Genomic DNA, 19,272 nt, shown 5'->3' with positions numbered 1-19,272 from the left:
ACCACCGCCGGTGTTAGTCCGATATAGCTTAAGGCTCAAGCTGAAGGGTTTGTGCATTCACCCGGATTTTGCTTCAATTGGGATACACTTTATGGCATTGCAAATGCGTGATCTCAGGCCACTTTCCCGATAATAAGCAATATATTTTTTAGATCTTCAGCACAAAAGTCTCATCGCTAAAGAACTTATCAAAACAATAATCCTCACACAGATACAAGTCGTTACTAAATCAGAATAATATGAGCTTTGTTGAATCTTTAACCTTAATGTTGGCGCTAGCCTACAGTGTCAGCCTGCTCTATTGGAGCGGTAAAAAATCGGGGGCCTTGGTCACCACCTTCATCACTCTCGCAGCCGCTATAAGCTCGCTCTACTGGCCACTGCTCATGGCGCTCGCCATCGCAGTTATCTCACTAACCATCTTCACCAAACTACGACCTGAGGCCGCCAAGGGTGAGCTCAGGGCTAACGCACTGCGTGATAGCACTCAGCACCTGCTTGCCCTCTCTATGCTGCTGGTCGGTGCACAGTTTGCCGCAAACACCGCCATGCTTAAGGCCGGAATAACTCCCTGGCTGGCAAGGCCCGATGTCGGCGATGCATTTCTTCCTATCGCCGGGGGAATCGAACTCAAGGCTATCATGACCTTAGGCCTGTGGGACCAGACCCATCCGGCCGCCGCAGTCATGCTTGCCGTCGTGCTGTTAACCGGCTTACTCTGTAAACGTGCCTTCTGCGGCTGGGCATGCCCCCTCGGCTTGGCCGGAGAGTACCTTTACAAGCTGAGAAAGCGTTTCATCAAACGGGAGTTCCTGCCACCAGTCTGGTTAGACTGGCCACTGCGTATGCTGAAATACCTGCTGTTGGGTGCGTTACTCTATATCATCATAAGTATGCCTTCGGCCTCGATTCCCCATTACTTAGAGGGCAACTATCATAAGATAGCCGACCTCAAGATGGCGTTGTTTTTTGTCACACCGGGACTCATTACCTTAACCTGTTTCGCTTTTATTCTGGCCTTGGCCGCGTGGCGTCGTCAGGGGTTTTGCCGTTACATCTGCCCTTACGGAGCCCTGCTCGGCATCATCAGCTTTCTGAGCCCATTTAAGATCCGCAGAAGCACTCAACACTGCCTTATCGAGTCTAAAGGGATGAACTGTGATAAGTGCACCCGCGCCTGCCCGGCCAACATCTCGGTGCATACCCAGAAGAACATTCGCTCGGATGAATGCCAGGCCTGTATGCGCTGCGTCTCCGCCTGCCCAAAGAGAGAGGCACTGCACTTCAGCACCCGCAACGGGATTAAGCTATCGGCAAGGGGGTTGACCATCATGCTGTTAACTATCATGTTCCTCATTCCCCTCGGCGCCTATGTCGGCGGTTTCTGGCACAGCCAAACTCCGGATCAGGATCGCATCTATCTGATACAGCATTTGAATGCTATCGGGCATTGATAATCAGCTTGTAGGTCCCGGAGCCTAGATTCCAGGCCCCCGCATCTTATGTTTAGTTAGCTCTGCAAGCCTATGAGTGAAGCTCGCATCATCAGCCCTGATGGTGCGAGCCACTTCGACTAAACAACATAGCTAGCAAACTCCTAATTTTGCTATTAATTTACTGCTCTTTATATCGAAAAAGCTTTCTCCAAAACAGTAAGTCGCTTAAATTTAGCAATGAGTGTCGTTATACCGTTTTCAATACATCAATGAGTTACATGGGGTTGATATGCAAAACTACAAACTTTTACCAGCACTGCGATCAATTCTGGAAACCCAAAACCTCACACAGTCAGCCCAAGACTTAAATGTAACTCAATCAGCCATGAGTAAAACATTTCGGCAAATAAAAGAAGAATTTAACGACCCGATAATGGTCAGAGAAGGCAATAAATATATTCTCACCAGTAAGGGGGAAGAGCTTCAAGCTAAGCTACCACGCTTGCTCAGTCAAATGGACAGTTTGTTCGAGCCTGTGATGGTTGACCCTATGCAATTCAACAGAAAATTTACTTTGGCTTTCAGTAGTTTTGTCGCCAAATCAGTCCTGCCTTTGATCTGCTCACAAGTGGAGTCTCAAGCACCGAATGTCTCTATTATGTCTCAATACTGGCAAGAGGAACATCTGGACCCATTGGCATTAAGTGAAGTAGATATTGTTGCCACTGTTGCCGATGACATTCCAGAAAACCTTTACGGCAAAGAGTTAGCTCAGGATCAGCACGTCGTATTATTTAGCAAACACCACCCACTAGCTAATCAGGAACTATCACTGGATAGCTATCTTAGTGCAAAGCATATTCTAGTCAATGGGGCCGTTGATAGGCGCCGACAGCTGAAAGCGAAGGAGTATATTGACGCAAGCAAACGTAAGGTATTTGCCCATGCCCCCTCCTTTCACTCTGCCGTTAAAGTGATACTAAATACTGAAACAATTATGACGGCTCCACTTCATATCGCGAGTAAATATGTTGAAATATATCAGCTGGAGATACGCTCATTTCCCACTAATCTGCCACCACATAGATACTACCTACTTTGGCATGCGAAGTATCATAGAGATCAAGAGCATAGGTGGTTTCGCGAGCTATGTTTTCAACTGTTGCAGGAGAGCCTTCAACAAAAGATCGACTCAGGTAAAGTCTACCTTCAGGAAAACTCACACAACCCAAATTAGACTTTCTCCGGGTTGAGGCATGAATTTTTGTCATACCTATAAGTCGAAATAGTTAGTTCCCACTGAACACCTTGAGTAATAGATTAAAGGCATATCTAACATGATGATTAGTCAATGAATCTCATTAACCGGTTTGTTTTTAAAAAAGGTGGTAAACATGAAACGACTTCCCTTAACCCTATCTATACTCGCCACCAGCCTTATTGCTAATAGCGCCCTGGCAGAAGATAGTAGCGAAATAGATCGAGTAGCATTGGGCAACGAGCTACTTCAGTTAGCTGTGAACACCCACAACAATGGCAACGATATTCAAGAAAATAGTGAAAAGGTATCAACCCTGTTCAGCTTGCACGACAATACTTACCAGTGGACCCAGGCTAATGCTCAAGGATTAGAGCAACAACAGGCACAGATCACAGCCAATTCAGACCGTGTCCAGCAAACGGATATTCTTGCTCATGATACCGTCCAGCAAGTTGTTGCCAATAGTAATTCGCTGCTAGTTCAACAACAGCAGCTGCAGCAAAGCCGGCAGTCAGCCCAACATGCAGAAAAACTATCGGTGGATAGTGCAAGGCTTGCTCAACAAGCAGATACTCTTGCTAAAAATAACCAGCAACAAGTGACTGCCAATGAAGTCAATATTCAGGCTCAACAAAAACAGTTGTTACAAAACCAGCAATATGCCCAACATGCAGAAAAGCTATCGATAGATACTGCAAGGCTTGCTCAACAAACAGATATTCTTGCTAAAAATAACCAGCAACAAATGACTGCCAATGAAGTGAATATTCAGGCTCAACAAACGCAGTTACAACAAAACCGCCAGCATGCGCTACGTGCGGAAGAACTATCGGAGAATACAGCAAGAGTGGCCGAGCAAACAGGTATACTTGCTAAAAATAATCAGCAGCAAGTGGCTGCTAATGAGAGTGACATTCAGGCTCAACAGCAGCAACTCGCATCAACAGGGCTAACAGCACGACATGCGGATACTCTCGCAAGAAAAAATTCCCAGGATATTATCAACAACTCAACCGAGATCGCTTCGATCCGTCAAGAGCTGGAACAGATGTCCAATAACATTGATGGCGCATATGCGGGTTCAGCAGCCTTCGCAGGCCTGGTTAATCCGTACGGTGTGGGCAAATTTGCTGTCAGCGCTGCTATTGGTCACCATGGTAAAGCACAGGCCTTAGCAATTGGCGTTGGGGAGCGGTTCAATGAAAATGTAACCGCTAAATTGGGTGGGGCATACGATAATGCGACCGAATCCATGAGCATATACGCTGGTGTAGGATTTGAATTTTAATAACCATGAGTTTCGATACATTTAGCTATGAAGGCTCACGTATAGAGTGCTGTAAGCTTAAAATGCCTGGCACTTTCAAAGTGAGACTTTGTTCCAAGTATCGTCGCTATCCATGGATAGCTGGCATAAATCCCCTCCTTGTACATCCTGTACTCCGGAGATAAGCACATCTGACCGCCATGGATGGTGGGAATGCCAATAAATGAATGGAACATTTATGGCCAGACACAGAAAAGCCCTGAACATCTGCATGTTCAGGGCTTTAAATAAGATTTGCGATTACAGCAAAAATTAACCTTCGCAGCTTAAGAGCTGCGACAAATTAATTTGCGTCTTTCGCCGCACGGCTGGCACGCTTACGATCGTTTTCAGTCAGGTGACGCTTACGAACACGGATGTTCTCAGGCGTTACTTCTACTAACTCATCATCGTCGATGAACTCAAGTGCTTGTTCAAGCGTCATCTCAATATGTGGAGTCAATACCTGCGCTTCATCGGTACCCGATGCACGCATGTTAGTTAGCTGCTTACCTTTCAAACAGTTAACTGTTAGATCGTTTGCACGGGCATGAATCCCGATAACCTGGCCTTCATATACTTCCGCTGCATGGCCGATAAAGAGGCGACCACGATCCTGTAGACCGAATAGTGCAAATGTTAGTGCCTTACCGGTACCATTTGAGATCAATACACCTCGTGCACGCTGACCGATGTCACCACCTTTCACAGGACCATAGTGGTCAAATGAATGGTAGATAAGACCTGTACCTGAAGTCGCGGTCATGAACTCAGTTTGGAAACCGATCAAGCCACGGCTTGGAATGATAAAGTCGATACGTACACGCCCCTTACCATCAAGCTGCATATCCTTCATATCACCCTTACGGATACCAAGCTTCTCGATAACCGTACCTTGGTGCTCCTCTTCAACATCGACAGTCAGTGTCTCGTATGGCTCACACATCTCGCCATCGATCTCTTTTACGATGACTTCAGGGCGAGAAACGGCTAACTCGTACCCTTCACGACGCATATTTTCAATCAAGATTGAAAGGTGAAGCTCACCACGACCAGAAACACGGAAACGATCCGGGCTATCGGTCTCTTCAACACGAAGGGCCACGTTGTGAACCAATTCCTGCTCTAGACGCTCAAGGATATTACGTGAAGTCACGTATTTACCCTCTTTACCGGCAAATGGAGAAGTGTTGACCTGGAAGGTCATAGTTAGTGTTGGCTCATCGACAGACAGAGGAGGCAGAGCTTCAACAGTAGTAGTTGCACATACCGTATCTGAAATCTGCAGCTGACCAAGACCGGTAATCGCAACTATGTCTCCGGCATTAGCTTCTGCAACTTCGTGACGCTCAAGCCCCATGTAGCCTAATACCTGACCCATCTTGCCGTTGCGCTTGTTTCCTTCCGCATCGACGATAGTCACTTGCTGGTTCGTCTTAACGCTACCACGCTTGATACGACCTACACCGATTACACCAACATATGAGTTGTAATCCAGTTGAGAGATCTGCATCTGGAAATCACCTTCAGCATCAGCATCTGGAGAAGAGACTTTCTCAACGATGGTTTCGAACAGAGGAGTCATATCGCCCTCTGCAGTATCTGGATCGAGAGATGCGAAACCGTTCAGAGCAGAAGCGTAGACAATAGGGAAGTCTAACTGATCATCGGTAGCACCTAAGTTGTCGAATAGATCGAAAACTTGATCGATAACCCAATCAGGACGAGCGCCAGGACGGTCAATCTTGTTAATAACAACGATTGGTTTTAGACCTTGAGCAAATGCTTTCTTGGTTACGAAGCGAGTTTGCGGCATTGGACCGTCAACAGCATCAACAAGAAGTAATACAGAATCAACCATAGACAGAACACGCTCAACTTCACCACCGAAGTCGGCGTGACCTGGAGTGTCTACGATGTTAATACGGTAATCATTCCACTTGATGGCAGTGTTCTTCGCAAGAATCGTGATTCCACGTTCCTTTTCAAGATCGTTTGAATCCATCACCCGCTCAGCGGCCTCTCCTCGAGTCTCAAGGGTTCCAGACTGCGCCAGCATCTTATCAACCAGGGTAGTTTTACCATGGTCAACGTGTGCAATAATGGCGATGTTACGTAAATTCTCTAACACAGATAAACCTCTTACCATCAAAATATTGGGGGTTTGTAACAGCCTTAATAATAGCTGTTGCAATAAAAAACGTGCCATTCTACTCTAGCCGAGGGCTCTCGGACAGGATTATTTTTTAGTCAGCTATGAATAATTCGTTTTAGACACACCCGCACCACCTTGGTGAACGCACCAACATTGAACATATAGCGCACCAATATGGTGCAATCCGGCGTCTTTGCCCATTGCCCAACATACACGACACCTTAAAAATCATGAACTTATATTTTTGGCATGACTCTCGCTTTGTATAAAGCATAGAAGCTAAAACCATATTTGAGCATTAAAAAATTTAAATATAATAAGGGAAACCCCTTTACCCTACTCGGAGACTTAGAATGTCAGCTGAATCAGTTTTACAACAACTCGAAGAATTAGAAGTTAAGTTTGTTGATCTGCGCTTTACCGATACTCGTGGTAAAGAGCAGCATGTATCTATCCCTTCACATCAAGTAGACGCCGACTTCTTTGAAGAAGGTAAGATGTTTGATGGCTCTTCAATCGCTGGTTGGAAAGGTATCAACGAGTCAGACATGGTATTGATGCCTGATCCTGACAGTTTTGTATTGGATCCATTCACCGCAGAAACCACTGCTAACATCCGTTGCGATATTCTTGAGCCAGGCACTTTAACGGGTTACAACCGTGATCCACGCTCTATCGCTAAGAAAGCCGAAGAGTATCTTCGCTCAACTGGTATCGCCGATACGGTATTAGTTGGACCGGAGCCTGAGTTCTTCCTGTTTGACGATGTTAAGTATGGCTCAGATATGTCCGGCTGCTTCTATAAGGTTGATGCTGAAGAAGCTTCATGGAACTCAGGCACCAGCTATGATGAAGGTAACACGGGTCACCGTCCTGGCGTAAAAGGGGGTTACTTCCCTGTCGCTCCAGTCGATTCATCACAGGACCTGCGTAGTGCTATGTGTCTCGTTCTTGAAGAGATGGGCCAGGTTGTTGAGGCTCACCATCATGAAGTGGCAACTGCCGGTCAGAATGAAATTGCGACTCGCTTTAACTCTTTAACCCTTAAAGCAGATGAAGTTCAGGTGCTTAAATATGTCGTGCATAACGTTGCCCACGCATACGGCAAGACAGCAACCTTCATGCCTAAGCCAGTAGTTGGTGATAACGGTAGTGGTATGCACGTTCATATGTCACTGGCAAAAGATGGCACTAACCTCTTCGCCGGCGATAAGTATGGCGGACTGAGTGAAACAGCACTTTACTACATCGGTGGTATTATCAAGCACGCCAGAGCGATTAACGCATTCTCTAACCCTGCGACTAACTCCTACAAGCGCCTGATCCCACACTTCGAAGCGCCTGTAATGCTGGCCTACTCGGCACGTAACCGTAGCGCTTCGATCCGAATTCCAGTCGTACCTAGCCCTAAAGGCCGCCGTATCGAACTGAGATTTGGTGACCCTATGGCGAACCCATACTTAGCCTTCTCAGCGATGCTGATGGCTGGTCTTGACGGTATTCAGAACAAGATCCACCCGGGTGAGGCGATGGATAAAGATCTTTATGATCTTCCAGCCGAGGAAGCAGCAGAGATCCCAACAGTTGCAACGTCACTGGAAAATGCACTCGAGTGTCTCGATGCTGACCGTGAATTCCTGACTCGCGGCGATGTATTTAACAATGACTTTATCGATTCTTACATCGCACTTAAGTCTGATGATGTTACTCGAGTGAATAATACGACTCACCCTGTAGAGTTCGATCTTTATTACAGCCTGTAACGGGTAGATATCCAAACTCTCCAGCCCTAAAAGCCCCGGTAGTAACCGGGGCTTTTTAATTTTCTTCATCCACAGCTCCTCTCTTCGCACCATAATTGCTTCTCCCTCCGCTATTAAAAACCAAGCTGTTAATTTTTGGCGGTATCCATTTAGCTCTACTAACCTAATAACTACATTAAATTTTATTGCCGATTATCCCCATGATGAAACGATTAGCCTGCCTGTTGATAACGCTCATATTGACAGCTTGTGGGCAAGAGAAGCCACAGCAACCCATCTCCATCGCAATTAACCCCTGGCCAGGCTATGAGCTGCTCTATTTAGCCGAGACGAAAGGGTTTTACGAGAAGGTGGGAATCAATATCAAACTGGTACAAACAGCGACGCTTTCCGATGCTCAGCGAGCTTACATCAACGGCCGGGTCGATGGCTTTACCAGTACCATAGTGGAAGCCGTTCAGGCACAAGAGTTTGGTGGGGCACCATTAACGGTTGTACTACTTGCCGACTACTCCAACGGAGGAGATGTGATATTGGGTAACCAGTCTTTTGAGTCCATAAGCGACCTAAAGGGGAAGAGAGTCGGCTGTGAAGTCAGCTCTCTTGGGATCTACATTTTAGCCAGAGCGTTAGCTGTATATGATATGTCACTCGACGATGTTCAGGTGGTGAACATGGAGCAAGGAAACGCTCATAAAGCGATAGCTACCGGAGAGATAGATGCCGTAGTGACTTACCCTCCCTACTCTTTCGATATGCTCAACGACAAGGCGTTATCTAACCATTTGATATTCACCACCGCCGAGATCCCTAATGAAATTCTCGATACCGTGTCCATATCGAAGGAGGTTATCGCCCTCAACCCCGACCTAATACCTAAACTTCAACAAGCCTGGCAGATGGCAATGGATTATCTGGATAAGCACCCACAAGAAGCCGTTAAACTCATGGCTGAACGCGAGCAGATTTCAGAAAGCGAATTTAATCAAGCCCTTACTGATATACACCTGTTAACCAGCATGGAGCAGAAACAACTCCTCGCGGATCAGCAGACACTGACCAAGCTTTCTAAGTCGGTATGCAACACACTCAATCAGGTCGATGCCTTCGACAGCTCCTGCCAGCATGTCGAATCACTGTTCAAACCGGGCATCTGAAAGCTATGGTCCCTACCAGCTATCGCCACAGCATTGGATTCAAGCTCAACCTCAGCACTTTGATTATCGGCGTGATCATCTGTGTGGTCTTGAGTATTTATTTTATTCAGGAAACTGAAGAGCGACTAAAGAACCAGGCTCAAAATGAGTTATCCCAGATAACAGACTCACTTAAGCTGGCACTTGAAACTAACTCTCAAACAAGCAACATGATCAGAGTCGTTGGCGTGTTGGCAACCTACCCGAATATCACCCGCCTCTCTGTTATTAAAGCCTCAGATCTCAGCATCAGCGCCGATAGTTTGGTGCAATACAACGGCAAAAGTGCCAATCGGGTGTTCTCCGTACCCGTCATGAAACTGATCAATAATCCCGCCGGCAGCAGCCGAAGTATTCAGGGAACCTCGATAGGTAACAGCCTGCATCAATCGGTAAAAATCCACTTGATCGACCCTCAGGCAAACAGGTTGAAGCCCTACATCATCTATCTTGAATATAATAAGCAGTCCCTCGAAGGAGCTTTAAAGCAAGCCAGAGACAGTTTTATGTTGATTGTGATTGGAGGCTTCATTCTGCTCCTGCTAATCAACATCATCATACAACGCATAGTCGTATTAAAGCCCCTCTCAAAGATGACTCAGCAGTTGTTAAAACAGGACAATAAAAAACAGATACCTGAACCTCTTCAGGTAGAAACACGCGATGAATTTAGTATTTTAGCTAACAGTTATAACAGTTCAATTCATAAGCAGTTGTTGCAAAAGGCTGAAGTCGAAAAGTCGCACAGATATATCAAGAATATGGCCAGCGCATTGCCTGTACATCTGCTCTATGTCGATAAAAAGGAGCAGATTCAATTCATCAACCAGTATAGTCTGCTATGGCTGGAGAAAGAGAGGGAGGAGGTACTAAACCATACCTGTAGAGAAGCATTACCAGAAACGCTATTTTCTCTAATAGAGAAACCGATCCAAGCAGCATTACGTGGAAAACCGGTCACCTTTGACGCAGAGTTTTCTCATCAGGAGATGAGCCTGTTTTTTCACATAACCCATATACCGGATATCGATAAAAAGAGAAAAGTAACAGGAATATTTATCTGCATTGAAGACAGGACCCGAGCAAGGGAGAACGAAAAGAAAATAGAGAAATATGCCCACCAACTGGAGATAAACAATCTGGCTTTAGATGATGCCCGTGAAGTCGCAGAAGCTGCCGCCCAATCCAAGTCAGAGTTTCTGGCATGCATGAGCCATGAAATTCGCACACCAATGAACGGGGTTTTGGGAATGTTGACCCTACTGGAGTGTACAGCCCTGGATCAGAGTCAACTTAACCACCTACACACAGCCAAGGTAAGTGCAAAAAACCTGTTGAGCCTGATTAATGATATTCTGGATTTCTCTAAGATTGAATCAGGAAAGCTCCCTATAGAGTCCGTGACATTTAACCTTCCCGAGCTACTGTATGAAACCATTCGCCCCCTGGCCATTCAGGCACAGACGAAGGGCATTGAGCTTGTCTGTGATATAACAGATATAAACTTTCAAGATTATATGGGTGACCCAACCCGGCTAGCCCAGATCCTAACCAACCTGATTGGAAATGCCATTAAATTTACCGAGAAGGGTAGCATTATCCTCTATGTGAAATTTAGTGACAACGCAGAACCGACACTCAGATTTTCAGTTGAAGATACCGGAATTGGTCTGGCATCAGACAAGCTTGAAAAGCTGTTTCAACCTTTCACTCAAGCCGACAGCTCAACCACCCGGCACTTCGGCGGAACCGGTCTGGGACTCTCTATTGCGAAGCGTCTTACCGAACTTATGGGGGGAGAGATCTCAGTCGAAAGTGATGAAGGTAAAGGCAGCAAATTTAGTTTCAATGTTCGGATAAAAGCTGAGAGCACTGCGGAGCTATATGCAACAGATCTGCAATCTTTATCCATTCTCTTCTTCAGCCGAAGCACCCGAGCCGATCAGGTGCTTGGAAAAACGCTCAACCTGTTAAATGCTAAGCTTAAGGTCGTTAAGGCTACACAGTTAACAGATTTCAGACCGGCAAACATTGCAGATACATATCGACCCCAGCTGACCATTATCCATCTCCCGGCCGGCCGGGATGCAATTGAAGCAGAGCTTAAGAAACTTGAAGACAATACAAGCTTATCGAAAACGCCAACCCTGCTATTCATTACAGCTCTGGATGAAACCATTATTACTCCATTTCTCAATGGGAAAATAGTTGGCTATTTCTGCAACCCGCTGCATTTAGAGCAACTATTGACCGCATTGTGGCAGATAAGCCAGAGCGCGGAGGATAATGCCGAACGGCTTGATACAGGAGCCATGGCGACAAAAAGTTGGGATTTGAGAACCTATTTCGGCACTCAAACGCCCAAGCTACTCCTCGTTGAAGATAATAAAACGAACCAGCTTGTTGCTCAGGGAATGATTGCCCAATTCGGACTAGAGATAGACATAGCCTCTGATGGTGAGCAAGCTATTGAGATGCTAAAGAGTAGCAACCAAACCTCATATCAATTAATTTTCATGGATTGTCAGATGCCACGCTTAGACGGCTATCAGACTACAGAGATGATCAGGGCAGGCTACGCAGGTCAGCACTACCAAGATATCCCTATCATAGCAATGACAGCAAATGCGATGGTGGGAGATCGGGAACGCTGTTTACAGGCCGGAATGAATGAATACATCTCTAAACCACTGGAGCCGGATGATATCAGACAGGCCTTGATGGCCCTGTTTACAGAGAACAATATCGAAGATAGCCAGCCAGATACTGTTTCTCATTGAAATATTGAGGTTTCATATCGAAGCTTCTCATTAGCGATGATTTATGCTCTTGAATTATCTTTGAAAGCAAGCCACCTGACAGCTGCACTCCCCACGCCCCTTAACGGCTACTTCAAAAAACCTTTAAGGCAGAACAGGCGCCAACAGAGAGCAAAAGGTAAATTAGCCACAGCTAAATAATTGATTTTAAAAGATATGGCCGTGAATAAAAAATAGACAAAACCAGAGTTCTCCATTAGGATTAAATGTGACTCAGCTCACACAACACTAATAAAAAGGAATCTGCATGAACAATAAAATCAAAGCAACCTTAGTCTCATTCACTCTACTCTTTACCTCAACAAGCTACGCAGCCATCTCTGAAATTACCGTATGTAATGACTGCTCCGCCCAAGAGATAAAAACACTTATAGATAAAGAATCGGCAGCAAATATTTATGTTGTTGACTTCGTCAATCGCACCGCACAGAAGTTTACGTCCAAGAGTGACAGCAACGATCAACCTGTTGCAGTTGCGATGTCTGTGAGTGAGCTAGACACTATCAATAACAGATATGAGTACCGCAAAGCACACCTCAGAGCCATCAACCCATAAATCGATACAGACTCATCCGGCAGTTAAGGCCTTTGGGATTTCGAAGATCTTAACTGCCGACCTTAGGCTGACTCAAATAGAAATGGTCCGCCTATTCTCAATTTATGTGTCAAAACGCAGGCCAGAAACATTAAAGAGTTATCAATACACGGAGGCAAACACAACTTAGAGATGACTGAAAGGGATACAAACACACGATTGAATTATAAAACAACACTAGACGACCGGTCTATTCCCTATTAATCTATTCACATGAAAACAGAGACACAACTTACACGCCAGCATATTATAGATTCTGGCTACACATTGATCTCCGGCAAGGGCTTCTCAAATGTTGGCCTTTCACAGATCTTAAAATTTGCCAATGTTCCAAAGGGCTCTTTTTATCACTACTTCAAATCAAAGGAGCAGTTTGGTGAAGAGATCATCCACAACTATTTTAAAGGCTACCTTAATAGCATCGATGAGATCTTCGACTCAAAGCAGGGTTCGGCTCTGGATCGCCTCATGGAGTACTGGCTGCGCTGGCAATCTACCCAAAGCGATACTTGTGTGGATCAAAAATGCCTCGTCGTAAAGTTAAGTGCCGAAGTGGCCGACCTGTCTGAGCCTATGCGCTTAGCATTAAAATCAGGATCGGCGTCTGTCATCAACCGCATTGCTAACTGCATTGAAGCCGGTATCTCCGATGGTTCCATCCCTGAGATGCCCGCCTTTGATACCGCCGAAATGCTCTACCAAATGTGGTTAGGCGCTAGTTTGATGAATAAGCTAAACCGAGATCCAGCCGTGATCGAACGAGTACTGAAGACCACTCACAAGCAACTCGCTCAACCTGGTTCGACATAAAAATATCAAACAGCATCTATCTTCCCGTCTAGAATTAAGGCGGGAATTTTTTTAATTAACAACTAGACGACTGGTCTACTAACACCTTCAGTATGACTGGTCGATAAGACGGGAAACTATGTACAGCTTTGACTATTACAACCCAACACATATCTGCTTTGGTGAGGGCAAGATTGCCGAACTCGATAAGCTAATTCCGAACGAGGCTAAAGTCCTGATTCTTTTCGGTGGCAATAGCGCTAAGCGAACCGGCACCCTGGACGAGGTTAAAGCGGCCTTAGGTCAACGTAAAGTCTTGGAGTTCGGTGGGGTTGAAGCCAACCCTACCTATGAAACTTTGATGCAAGCGGTCGCCCTTGTGAAAGAGGAGAAGATCGATTTTCTGCTCGCTGTCGGCGGTGGTTCAGTGATCGATGGAACTAAATTTATCGCTGCTGCAGTACCTTTCGAGGGTGAGCCGTGGGAGATCCTGCTAAGCTGGGGAGCCAAGGTCACCCAAGCTATGCCATTTGGCACTGTGCTGACCCTGCCGGCAACCGGCTCTGAGATGAATAGCGCCAGTGTAGTAACCCGTAAAGAGTTTCAATCCAAACTCTCATTTATGAGTGACCATGTATTTCCCAGGTTTTCAATACTCGACCCCACTAAAACCTTCACACTCCCTGAGCGTCAGGTCGCTAACGGTGTTGTCGACGCCTTCATTCACATCACCGAGCAATACTTAACATATCCGGTCAACGCACCAGTACAGGACAGGTTTGCCGAAGGTTTACTTCAGACCTTAATCGAGCTGGGCCCATTAGCGTTAAGCGAGCCAGACAATCTCGACGTACGTGCCAACCTGATGTGGGTCGCCACCATGGCACTCAGTGGTGTGATCGGAAAAGGCATTCCTCATGATTGGGCGACTCATATGATTGGACACGAGATCACGGCTCTATATGACATAGACCATGCACGCACTATTGCAATGGTTCTGCCGGGAATGCTCGATTGCCGCCGTGATAGCAAGAAGGAAAAGCTGTTGCAGTATGGTGAGAGAGTTTGGGGGATCACCGAAGGCGATACCGATGAGAAGATCGATAGCGCGATAGCCAAGACCCGAGAGTTCTTCGAAGCCATGGGAATCAATACCCGACTTTCAGATTATAATTTAGATACATCGAGCATAGATAACATCATTGAACAACTCGAACGACACGGCATGACGGCGCTGGGTGAGAAACAAGATGTCGACCTCGCCATGAGCCGTAAAATATTAGAACGAAACTTATAGATTACGACCAGCTGCGGATGGTTTCAAGCAACCGGATCTATGCTGAAAAATGAAAGACAACTCAGGTAAACGGGATAATAAAAATGAATATATTGATGGTACTGACCTCTCACGACAAGCTGGGTGAAACGGGACGAAAGACAGGCTTCTGGTTAGAGGAGTTCGCCAGCCCTTACTATCGCTTTAAAGACCAAAATTTTACTGTCACCCTGGCATCCCCTTCAGGCGGACAGCCCCCGCTCGACCCAAGCAGTGAGCAAGCCGACTTTCAAACTGCTGCAACGGAGCGCTTCAATCAAGACAGTGAAGCCCGCCAACATTTAGCAAACACCCTACGTTTAGCCGATATAAAGGCTGAAGATTATGACGCGATTTTTTATCCAGGCGGCCATGGCCCACTTTGGGATCTCACTAACGACCCACACTCAATTGCATTAATCACAGCCTTTCATCAGGCCAATAAACCGGTAGGTCTCGTATGCCATGCTCCGGGTGTCCTGAAAAATGTAAAAGCTCCCGATGGCACAGCTTTAGTAGCAGGTAAACGTGTAACCGGCTTTACAAACACCGAAGAAGAAGCCGTTCAACTAACAGATATAGTACCTTTTCTGGTCGAAGATATGATGCAAGATAATGGCGCCCTGTATTGCAAAGGCGATGATTGGGCGAGCTACCTTGCGGTAGACGGCAACCTGATAACAGGTCAGAACCCAGCATCATCAGAAGTCGTCGCTGATGAGATGATTAAACAGTTAGGTTAACTCACCTCCTTCTACACAAGGGGGCCCCTTACGGCGCCCCCTCTTAACCCTTCTCAACGGAAGCTTAAGTGTATCCCCTAAAGCCTATAGTTTTTCCTGAGTACTGAAGCAACGGCTTTAAACAGAGGTATTTTGAATAGTAAGCTACAGGCAATACTCTAAAAAGAGCTATCGATAATTCAGATAAACATATTTTCTCCATGATTTTTAGCCAAATAAAAGCTAATCTTGAAGGGCTTACATATGTGTAACAAAGGAACTTTTATGCGTTTAGCTCTTATTTTCTGCCTTCTGCTCTTTACATGGGTTACTCAAGCCACCGTATATAAATGGGTCGATAAAGATGGCAAGGTTCACTACTCCGATAAACCAATAAGTAATTCTGAAGTGGTCGAATTTAAAAGTAATACGCAAAACCAGATAAAAGTTCAGCTGCCTAAGGATTTGGCACCGGAAACGAAAGAGGAGGTCACTCCTGCGACTCAATATAAGATGAGCATTCTCAGTCCGAAAGAAGATGAGACTATTCGTGATAACAACGGCGATATCACCATAATGGCGACCATAACACCGGATCTAAAACCCAAACATCTGCTCGTCTTATTGATGGATGACAAGGTGATTGGGCCCCCACAAGAAACCCCTATCTTTAGCCTTAAGAATATTGATCGTGGTGAACACTCTTTTGTTATCAAGGCTGTGGCCCAAAACGGCAAACAACTTGCATCCACTCCCCCGAGGAAAATATTTCTTCACCGAGCGATAGTTAACAAAAAGCCACAAGCCACTACTCTTAATTGAAGAAGGTTATAACACTATAAAAAATAGTTAGTTAAGCTTTTAGTCAATCATATATCACTCAGCTGAAGAAAGTTGCAGAGTGCACCAAATTGGTGCACCATAATGGTGCATTAGTCAACTTGGAGCACTGATGGATATAAAACACCTATTCAATAATCTGGTGACCGCGGTCATGGTGGTAGATGTTGATCTTAAGCTTTGTTATGCCAATGCTGCGGCCGAGCAGTTATTGGGGGTGGGGAGCCACCGACTAACCGAGCATGTTTTATCAGACGGCTTTCAAATCCTCGGAGTAAGCACAGAACTGTTGAGTAAGGCTATTCGAGAAAATCAAGGACTCACGGTAAATACTGCTGCATTAGTGACACTTGATAATCAACACCATACCGTAGACATCACGCTCACCCCTCTGGAGCAGGAACAGGGATTAGGCCTGTTAGAACTCAGACAGGTCGACCAGCAAAGACGTATTCACCAGCAGCTGACTATAGATGCCCAACAGCAAGCGGCACAGTATCTGGTGAGAAACCTTGCTCATGAGATAAAAAACCCCTTGGGAGGACTTCGTGGCGCAGCTCAGCTACTATCCAGAGAGTTGCATGACCCTCAGCTCAATGAGTTTACTGATCTTATTATCGAGCAGGCCGATCGACTAAGAAATCTGGTGGATAGATTACTCGGCCCCCAAAAGCCGACACAGCATAGTCTGCATAATATTCACGAAGTGGTTCAGAAAGTACTTAACCTGGTGTTCATGACCCTTCCTGCGAATATCACATTGACACAAGATTACGATCCCTCCATACCCGATATTCAAATGGACCCTGAACAATTGCAGCAAGCCGTACTGAACATAGTTCAAAATGCAGTCCAGGCACTCGACACTGCGGGTGGGAAGATATTGATAAAAACACGCACCCAGCATCAAGTCACCATAGGTACTGAAAGGCATAAGTTAGTACTGGCCCTATCCATCATAGATAATGGCCCGGGTATCAAACCTGAACTGCTGGACACTCTGTTTTATCCTATGGTGACAGGTCGTGATAATGGCTCTGGACTGGGTTTATCGATCGCGCACAACTTTGCTCGACTACATGGCGGCAGAATTGACTGCCACTCTAAACTTGGGAGAACGGAATTTACCATCTTACTCCCCATAAAAAGCTGACCAGCGGAACCAATATAACCACATCATTAATAATGAATAGATCGGGGATAATCATGAGTATAACGGAACAAGTTTGGGTGCTTGATGATGACAGCTCTATTCGTTGGGTTGTCGAGCGAGCCTTAAAAGGGGCACAAATCAGCTGTGCAAGTTTTGCCGCAGCAGAATCACTGTGGGAGGCACTCGAGCTATCTCAACCTAAAGTCATTATCTCTGATATAAGAATGCCGGGCACCGATGGCCTGAGCCTGTTGGAGCGAATCCAAATTCATTATCCCCATATCCCGGTGATTATAATGACTGCGCACTCCGACTTAGATAGTGCGGTTAGTGCATATCAAGCCGGAGCGTTCGAATATCTACCTAAGCCTTTCGATATCGATGAAGCTGTTGCACTGGTAGAGCGAGCTTTGACTCATTCCAGTGAACAGGCAACAAATGCCCCGGAAGAGCATCAGGTGAAAACACCGGAGATCATAGGTGAAGCGCCGGCTATGCAGGAGGTTTTTCGCGCTATTGGCCGACTATCGAGGTCCTCTATCAGCGTGCTTATCAATGGTCAATCCGGTACGGGTAAGGAGTTAGTTGCAGGTGCACTGCATAAGCATAGCCCAAGGAAAGAGAGCCCTTTTATCGCAATTAATATGGCCGCAATTCCAAAAGATCTCATCGAATCTGAGCTATTCGGCCATGAAAAAGGTGCTTTCACTGGAGCATCTGGTGTCAGGCAGGGAAGATTCGAGCAAGCCAATGGCGGCACGCTATTTCTGGATGAGATAGGTGATATGCCGCTCGATGTCCAAACCCGTCTGTTAAGAGTATTGGCCGATGGGCAATTTTACCGTGTTGGTGGCCACTCTCCGGTTAGCGTCGATGTCAGAATCATTGCGGCTACACATCAGGATCTTGAACAGTTAGTGCAGAAAGGGGAGTTTCGTGAAGACCTCTTTCACCGCCTCAACGTAATAAGAGTACACCTTCCCCCTCTTTCACAGCGGCGGGAGGATATCCCTCAACTGGCACGTCACTTCCTTACCTCTGCGGCCAAAGAGATAGCTGTAGAACCTAAAATATTAACACCTGAAACGGCTGAGAAGCTTGCACAGCTGCCATGGCCCGGAAACGTACGACAACTGGAAAATACCTGTCGCTGGTTGATGGTCATGGCATCCGGGCAGGAGATACTACCTCAAGATCTGCCGCCGGAGCTCCTTAACGAGCAGAATAAACCGCCGGTTAACCAATCGGGAGAAATGACTGACTGGCAGGAATCATTAAAGAGTTGGATCAACCAACGCCTCAAGGATGGTGAAAGTAATCTGCTTACCGAGGTGCAGCCGGCTTTTGAGAGAATACTACTCGAAACGGCTCTCGAGCATACTAATGGTCACAAGCAGGAAGCAGCTAAACGGCTGGGATGGGGACGTAATACACTAACCCGGAAATTAAAAGAGCTGGCTATGGAATAGAGATATGTAGGAAATAAAAGCCTGCTGTATCGGCAGGCTTTTTAATTTATATGCCTAAACCAAGCAAAAGTACCAGACATGACCTTTCATTGGCATGCTTGCCATCAAGGCATTTGTTAACCCTGAACATCAGATGGCTGAAATGCCCCTCTTTATGTAGGAGCGTGCTTTAGCCGCGAAGCTTGTATCCCCCGCGGCAACTACGAATTAGGACGTGTGCATATCCTGAATATCATAGGTAGTTAATAACAATAACTCAGGGCTGAATTGATATACGAGGTGGGTCAAAGCTGGATGCCATAGCCGAGGAGCAATTATCGGTCATACAGCTTTAGTAGCTAGCTTCATAGATAAAAGCGAAGGCGCCTGTCATGGACAGCTTCGAGACCATTTATATGCATCCTGCATAAATGGCACTCCCTACGTCCTGTAGGTCGCAAGCTCTCCGCGTTC

General features: G+C 46.1%; 14 protein-coding genes. 13 read left to right on the top strand and 1 reads right to left on the bottom strand.

Annotated features, from left to right (window positions below):
- Positions 1–239 precede the first annotated feature (239 nt).
- The 3 genes from Q1B47_RS14440 to Q1B47_RS14430 all read left to right on the top strand — a co-directional run bounded on the left by Q1B47_RS14440 (position 240) and on the right by Q1B47_RS14430 (position 3,985).
- Positions 240–1,454 carry a 4Fe-4S binding protein gene (locus tag Q1B47_RS14440; protein WP_299795003.1) on the top strand — a complete coding sequence of 405 codons (1,215 nt, stop codon included), beginning with the start codon at positions 240–242 and terminating at the stop codon, positions 1,452–1,454.
- 271 nt (positions 1,455–1,725) lie between these two features.
- The gene (locus tag Q1B47_RS14435; RefSeq protein WP_299795001.1) at positions 1,726–2,673 is read left to right on the top strand and encodes a LysR family transcriptional regulator; all 948 of its coding nucleotides are present in this window, start codon (positions 1,726–1,728) and stop codon (positions 2,671–2,673) included.
- Between the two features lie 157 nt (positions 2,674–2,830).
- Positions 2,831–3,985, top strand: a complete 1,155-nt coding sequence (locus Q1B47_RS14430; RefSeq protein ID WP_299794999.1) for a YadA C-terminal domain-containing protein — start codon at positions 2,831–2,833, stop codon at positions 3,983–3,985.
- 322 nt (positions 3,986–4,307) lie between these two features.
- On the opposite strand, the gene typA is transcribed toward Q1B47_RS14430, so the two are convergent.
- Complete coding sequence (gene typA / locus Q1B47_RS14425; RefSeq protein ID WP_299794997.1) at positions 4,308–6,134, bottom strand: translational GTPase TypA; 1,827 nt, start codon at positions 6,132–6,134, stop codon at positions 4,308–4,310.
- Between the two features lie 377 nt (positions 6,135–6,511).
- Here typA and glnA point away from each other — a divergent pair, with 377 nt between their 5' ends.
- From glnA to glnG, 10 genes are all read left to right on the top strand, one after another.
- Entirely contained in the window at positions 6,512–7,921 is a 1,410-nt protein-coding gene (gene glnA, locus Q1B47_RS14420) for a glutamate--ammonia ligase (protein WP_299794995.1), read from the top strand.
- Positions 7,922–8,121: 200 nt separating this feature from the next.
- Positions 8,122–9,078, top strand: a complete 957-nt coding sequence (locus tag Q1B47_RS14415) for an ABC transporter substrate-binding protein (protein WP_299794993.1) — start codon at positions 8,122–8,124, stop codon at positions 9,076–9,078.
- Between the two features lie 5 nt (positions 9,079–9,083).
- Complete coding sequence (locus tag Q1B47_RS14410) at positions 9,084–11,897, top strand: ATP-binding protein (protein WP_299794991.1); 2,814 nt, start codon at positions 9,084–9,086, stop codon at positions 11,895–11,897.
- 286 nt (positions 11,898–12,183) lie between these two features.
- Positions 12,184–12,492, top strand: a complete 309-nt coding sequence (locus Q1B47_RS14405) for a hypothetical protein (RefSeq protein WP_299794989.1) — start codon at positions 12,184–12,186, stop codon at positions 12,490–12,492.
- Between the two features lie 252 nt (positions 12,493–12,744).
- Positions 12,745–13,341 carry a TetR/AcrR family transcriptional regulator gene (locus Q1B47_RS14400; protein WP_299794987.1) on the top strand — a complete coding sequence of 199 codons (597 nt, stop codon included), beginning with the start codon at positions 12,745–12,747 and terminating at the stop codon, positions 13,339–13,341.
- A gap of 118 nt (positions 13,342–13,459) precedes the next feature.
- Positions 13,460–14,617: an iron-containing alcohol dehydrogenase gene (locus Q1B47_RS14395; protein WP_299794985.1), complete on the top strand. Its 1,158-nt coding sequence runs from the start codon at positions 13,460–13,462 to the stop codon at positions 14,615–14,617.
- Positions 14,618–14,700: 83 nt separating this feature from the next.
- Positions 14,701–15,378, top strand: coding sequence for a type 1 glutamine amidotransferase domain-containing protein (locus Q1B47_RS14390; RefSeq protein ID WP_299794983.1), 678 nt, complete (start codon positions 14,701–14,703; stop codon positions 15,376–15,378).
- 264 nt (positions 15,379–15,642) lie between these two features.
- Positions 15,643–16,179 (top strand): DUF4124 domain-containing protein, encoded by a 537-nt coding sequence (locus Q1B47_RS14385; protein ID WP_299794981.1) that lies wholly within the window; start codon positions 15,643–15,645, stop codon positions 16,177–16,179.
- A gap of 130 nt (positions 16,180–16,309) precedes the next feature.
- Positions 16,310–17,350: a nitrogen regulation protein NR(II) gene (glnL, locus tag Q1B47_RS14380; protein WP_299794979.1), complete on the top strand. Its 1,041-nt coding sequence runs from the start codon at positions 16,310–16,312 to the stop codon at positions 17,348–17,350.
- A gap of 53 nt (positions 17,351–17,403) precedes the next feature.
- Positions 17,404–18,819, top strand: coding sequence for a nitrogen regulation protein NR(I) (gene glnG / locus Q1B47_RS14375; RefSeq protein WP_299794977.1), 1,416 nt, complete (start codon positions 17,404–17,406; stop codon positions 18,817–18,819).
- Positions 18,820–19,272: the final 453 nt, after the last annotated feature.

Source organism: uncultured Shewanella sp., from assembly GCF_947501225.1.
Classification (GTDB): domain Bacteria; phylum Pseudomonadota; class Gammaproteobacteria; order Enterobacterales; family Shewanellaceae; genus Shewanella.
This window is presented reverse-complemented; position numbering and strand designations above follow the sequence as displayed.

Excerpts from the sequence above, each read along its gene's own strand:
- Q1B47_RS14440 (WP_299795003.1), top strand. The coding sequence starts at position 240 with ATGAGCTTTGTTGAATCTTTAACCTTAATGTTGGCGCTAGCCTACAGT.
- Q1B47_RS14435 (WP_299795001.1), top strand. The coding sequence starts at position 1,726 with ATGCAAAACTACAAACTTTTACCAGCACTGCGATCAATTCTGGAAACC.
- Q1B47_RS14405 (WP_299794989.1), top strand. The coding sequence starts at position 12,184 with ATGAACAATAAAATCAAAGCAACCTTAGTCTCATTCACTCTACTCTTT.
- Q1B47_RS14385 (WP_299794981.1), top strand. The coding sequence starts at position 15,643 with ATGCGTTTAGCTCTTATTTTCTGCCTTCTGCTCTTTACATGGGTTACT.
- Q1B47_RS14410 (WP_299794991.1), top strand. The coding sequence starts at position 9,084 with ATGGTCCCTACCAGCTATCGCCACAGCATTGGATTCAAGCTCAACCTC.
- Q1B47_RS14430 (WP_299794999.1), top strand. The coding sequence starts at position 2,831 with ATGAAACGACTTCCCTTAACCCTATCTATACTCGCCACCAGCCTTATT.
- glnL (WP_299794979.1), top strand. The coding sequence starts at position 16,310 with ATGGATATAAAACACCTATTCAATAATCTGGTGACCGCGGTCATGGTG.
- glnA (WP_299794995.1), top strand. The coding sequence starts at position 6,512 with ATGTCAGCTGAATCAGTTTTACAACAACTCGAAGAATTAGAAGTTAAG.
- Q1B47_RS14415 (WP_299794993.1), top strand. The coding sequence starts at position 8,122 with ATGATGAAACGATTAGCCTGCCTGTTGATAACGCTCATATTGACAGCT.
- Q1B47_RS14395 (WP_299794985.1), top strand. The coding sequence starts at position 13,460 with ATGTACAGCTTTGACTATTACAACCCAACACATATCTGCTTTGGTGAG.
- Q1B47_RS14400 (WP_299794987.1), top strand. The coding sequence starts at position 12,745 with ATGAAAACAGAGACACAACTTACACGCCAGCATATTATAGATTCTGGC.
- glnG (WP_299794977.1), top strand. The coding sequence starts at position 17,404 with ATGAGTATAACGGAACAAGTTTGGGTGCTTGATGATGACAGCTCTATT.
- Q1B47_RS14390 (WP_299794983.1), top strand. The coding sequence starts at position 14,701 with ATGAATATATTGATGGTACTGACCTCTCACGACAAGCTGGGTGAAACG.